Here is a 4450-nt window from a genome sequence, read left to right as displayed (position 1 = left end):
TTTTCAAGCAGAAGACGGCATACGAGATTGCCTCTTGGCTCGTGGGCTCGGAGATGTGTATAAGAGACAGGTGTAGAGGAGGCGGATGGTGCTGAAGCGTTGGGTGCCGGGGTGGTCGGGCCAGGGTTGGGGGTGGCTGAGGGTGACGGTTACTGGGTAGGGGCGGAAACGGCCTGCCGCGCAGTAGGGGCGGCAGTCGTTGACCATGTCGGTCCCGGTGGCTGTGGCGGTCTGGGGGCCCCAGGTGGTCCAGTGCAGGTCGACGAGCCGGTTGTTGCCGTCGCCGCAGGCCAGGAGGTATTCCTCGGGGCGTGTCTGGGGTTTGGAGAAGCAGTCGACGACCACCGGGTCGGGGGCGGGTGCGGCGGTGGGCTGTGATGCGGAGACCGGTATCGCGGCTGCCGCGAGGGCTGCTGCGGCGCTCAGCAGGATTCCGGTCCGGGTTCGGGTGCGGGCCCGCGGCCTGCGGGCGTTTCGGTCGTGTCCTGAAACGTCCACGTGACCTCCTTGCCCATCCGTCGCGCCCGGCGGCGCTGCGGCCATGCCCAGCTTCTCCGATCCGGGCGTGGGCCGCACCCGCTGGCGGTGTTCCGCTCTCGAGGTCTCCTCTGACCTGCGGATATCCGGACAGTCCGCCGGTCGGCCTGCTGGCTCCCGTCGCCCGTCCGCCGGTCAGCCTGGTGGCTCGTCGCCGGCTGGCTCGTCGCCCGCCGGCTTGTCGCCTGTCCGCCGGTCGGCCCGCCGGCTCCGTTGCCCGTTCGTCTCCCCACCCGCTGGCTTGTCGCTTGTCCGCCGGTCGGCCCGCCGGTTCCGTTGCCCGTTCGTCTCCCCACCCGTTGGATCGTCGTCCGTCCGCCGGTCAGCCTGCTGGCTTGTCGCCCGTCCGGTCGGTCAGCCCGCGGGCGTGTCGCCGGTCCGTTTCCCTGCTGGTTGTCGCGTGTTCGCCGCTTGTCGTTCGTCCGTTTCCCCGCTGGCTCGTCGTCCGTCCGCGGTGAGCCTGCTGGCTTGTCGCCTGTCTGCCGGTCGGCTCGTCCGCCGGTCGGCATGCTGGCTTGTCGCCCGTTCGTCTGCCCGCCTGCTGCTGGCTCGTCGGCGGACGAGCCGCCGGGCGTCGGGTGCCGGTGTGGCGGACCGGTGCGATGGCCTGCCTGCCTGCCTGCCTGCCTGTCTGCCTGCCTGCCTGCCTGCCGCCTGGCTGCGTGCTGCGTGCTGCCGTCGGTCTGTCTGCCGGCCTGTTGCCGGGTGGGTGGTTGCCGGGCGGGTGCTGTTCTGGTGGGTGGCGGTCTCGCGGGTGTTGCGGGGTGGGGTGGTTGTGGCGGTGTTCGGGGTGGAGGGGTTGGTGGGAGTTTCACGGGGGCTGGGGGTGTCTTCGGGTTCCGGCTTCTCGGGGGGAGGTGTGGGGCTGGTGTTGTTCCGTTCTCGTCGTGTGTGCGGTCGCGGGTGCCTGGCGTTTGTCTGCTGGTGTTTTTGTCCGTGCTGCTGGTGTGTCTGACGCCGGACTGCCGGGGTGTGGGGTTTGTGTGTCTGGCTGTGTGTCCGGTGGGCGGTTGGTGTGCCGGTCTGCTGGTGCGGGGTTCAGGTGATGCCGATGGTGTAGGCGGCTCGGTAGCCGTTTGCGTGGGGTGTGAGGGGGAGCGTCATGGTTTGTGCGGCGGCTCGGTAGCGGCTGTCGCGTTGGTTGGGGTGTTCGGGTGGGGTGCGGCGGGCGTAGGGCTGGTGTGTGTAGATCTGGGTGAGGAGGTTTTCGGGGAAGAAGAACTGCGAGGTTGTCTCGGTGCGGGTGTCGGGGCGGACTTTGAAGTGGATGTGGGGGGCCAGTCCCGCGTACCAGCCGGGCACGATCGTGCGGAACACGCACTGTCCGGCGTGGTCGGTGATCTGGGTGCCGCGCAGGAAGGTGTCCTTGCCGGTGGAGTAGTGGCCGGCGGCGTCGGCGTGCCATACCTCGACGCCTGCGGCTGCGAGGGGCCGGCAGCCGTCGGGGACCCGTACCACGGTCAGGTCCAGCTGCAGTGGTACTCCGCCGCGGCCCTGGGTGATGTCGGAGCGGACCAGGTCCAGGTCCAGGTAGTACGGTCCGGCGCCGGCCTGGACGGCGAGGACGCAGGCCGGGGCCGTGGGGGTGCCTGCTCCCGGCGGGGCGGGAGTCGGGGGCGGGGGAGGGGTGGCGGACGGCTGTCCTGCCGCGGACTGTGTCCCGGACGGGCCGGCGCATGCCGTGCTCAGCACGGCGGCGGCCCCGGCCGAGCCGGCGGCCAGCAGGAAGGCACGGCGGCTGGTCGCCGAGGAGCCGGCACCGGTACCGGCACCGGCACCGGTGCTGGTGGTGCTGGTGGTGGTTTTGTCGTTCTCGGTCATGCGAATCCCTCACACACGCCCCGGGGGGCCGTTCGTCCGCGGGGACGGGCGGCTGGACACGCGCCCCACCGTGCCGGACCGGGCCATGGCCGTCCGGCACCGACACACCTCCCTCCACCCCAGGCGGTTCCCCGCCCCGTCCTGCCCCGCACCCGTTTCGTCTCTGCGGTCCCACCGGTCCCACGGGTCCTCCCCGGTTTCCTGCCCGTGCCTGCCGGTTCCTCGTTCCTGGTCCTGCGTTGCGTTCTGCGGCCGGCGGCGGGCCGGGGGTGGTCGGTGGGTGGTGATCGAGGCGTCCGGCCGGGCGCGGCACGCGCCGCGCCCGCCGCGCCGCACCGTGCGGCTCCGGCGCAGTCTGCCGTCCGGGACGGTGTGTGTCCCTTCCCTCCCGCTGCGGCACTCGCGGTGTGGGGCGGATGGTGCGGGGCAGCTGCCTGTCCGGGTGTCGAGGCGGCCGGCGGGTCAGGATGGCGCGAGCGCGGGCGCGTGAGCCGTGCCGGCGGCGAGGCGTGCCCGGGCGTGGTGCAGGCCGCGAGGAGTGCCCGGGCGTGGTGCAGGCGGCGAGGCGTGCTCGGGCGTGGTTGCGGAGGGATTTTGTCCTGGTGGGTGACGTGGTCTTCGGCGCTCGGGCGGATCCCCCGGGCTGCGCTGTCGGCGGGCTCGGCACGTCGTCCGGAGCGGGCCGGACTGGAGCCCGGCGTCCTCACTGGCTGACCACCGCAGCCGCCCGGGCCCCCTGACCGCCGGGCACACGCGGCACATGGACCGCTCTGAAAACCGCATGTCCAGGAGCTTCGCGGCCGGTGCGCGCAGACCGGGTGGCCGGTCCTGGCGTCGACGCTGCCGCCCGCTCGCCCGCCGCTCCGATCGCCCGCTGCTGTCCGCCCGCCGGTCCTCTCGCCGCCGGTCCGCTCCGGCCGGCGGTTCTCTCGCCCGCTGCTGCCCGCTCGCTTTGCGGTCCTCTCGGCCGGCGCGTTCGTGCTGCGCATGTCCTGGGTTTCTGCGGGGGGCCGCTCATCCGGCGGCCGGGGCGGACGGTCCGGCCCCACGGGCCGGCTCGCGGGCTGCCCTCGCCGCGATCCGTTCGTGTCTTCGTTCTCGCGCTGGTGGTCCGGGGCTGTGGTTCGTTCGGTGCGCGCCGGCCGGGGCCAGCCGGGCGGGCTGCTCGGCGGTGACCGGTGTCCTTCCCGGGCCGGTGTTCCCGGTTTCCCGCGCCGTGGCTGCGGCTGCCCCCCCGTATCGCCGTCATCGCCTGGGAAGGTGCGGCGATCCGGCGGCCATGCTGCTCCCGTCCCGTCCCGTCCCGTCTCCGTCTCCGTCCCCGTTCCGGTTCCGGTTCCGGTCCCGGTCCCGGTTCCGGTCCCGGTCCCGGTTCCGGTCCCGGTCCCGGTCCCGGTCCCGGTTCCGGTCCCGGTTCCGGTTCCGGTCCCGGTCCCGGTCGGGGTCGGGGTCGCGGCGCGTGAGCGCGTGCAGGGCGCGGCTGGGCGGTGGGTCCTTTGGAGGGGGAGCGGCTGGGTGGCCGGTTCTGGCGGCCTCGGTCTGCGGGGCCGGCTTCGCCGCCCGCCCGCCCGCCTGGCCGGGCGGGCGGTGTTGGGGTTGTCCGGGTGGTGCGGGGGTGCCCGGCGGCCCCCTCCGGTGTCCGTGGTACGGATCCGGAGGGGGCCGCCGGTGGGCTTGCGGTGGTGTTACCAGGAGCGGTTGAACGTCACGTGGCCGCCGTTGCGTTCGTACCAGCCGACGAAGCCCCAGTTGATCCAGCCGCCGTCGCCCTGGTTGGTGAACTGCCCGGACTCGAAGATCCACAGGCCGTAGTGGATGTTGCCCCACTGGACGTTGGCGTAGACGCGGGTGCCCTGGAACTGGTCGTTGTAGTTCTGGCTGAGGTTGAACAGCATGACGTTGTGGCGGCCGCCGGCGGCGTTGAAGGCCTTGTCGACCGCTTCCTGCACGAAGGTGCCGCGGTTGTCGGTCTTGATGCCGCGCAGTGCGTCGGCGATGGCTTTGCCGCGGCCGAGCTGGTCCATGGAGACGTTGACGGTCACGCTCTTGTCGGCCTGTCTCTTATACACATCTGACGCTGCCGACGAATAGA

General features: G+C 72.5%; 3 protein-coding genes. All 3 read right to left on the bottom strand.

Translation table 11 applies throughout. The annotated features are described in order from the left end of the window. Window positions 1-3: 3 nt before the first annotated feature. Window positions 4-498: a hypothetical protein gene (locus IH80_RS43290; RefSeq protein ID WP_234432532.1), complete on the bottom strand. Its 495-nt coding sequence runs from the start codon at window positions 496-498 to the stop codon at window positions 4-6. Window positions 499-1575: 1077 nt separating this feature from the next. After that, window positions 1576-2358, bottom strand: a complete 783-nt coding sequence (locus tag IH80_RS0137870; protein WP_078906967.1) for a hypothetical protein — start codon at window positions 2356-2358, stop codon at window positions 1576-1578. Between the two features lie 1685 nt (window positions 2359-4043). After that, complete coding sequence (locus IH80_RS0137865) at window positions 4044-4427, bottom strand: stress protein (protein ID WP_158943845.1); 384 nt, start codon at window positions 4425-4427, stop codon at window positions 4044-4046. Window positions 4428-4450 lie beyond the last annotated feature (23 nt).

This window comes from Streptomyces sp. NRRL S-378, from assembly GCF_000720645.1.
Taxonomy (GTDB): Bacteria; Actinomycetota; Actinomycetes; order Streptomycetales; family Streptomycetaceae; genus Streptomyces.
This window is presented reverse-complemented; position numbering and strand designations above follow the sequence as displayed.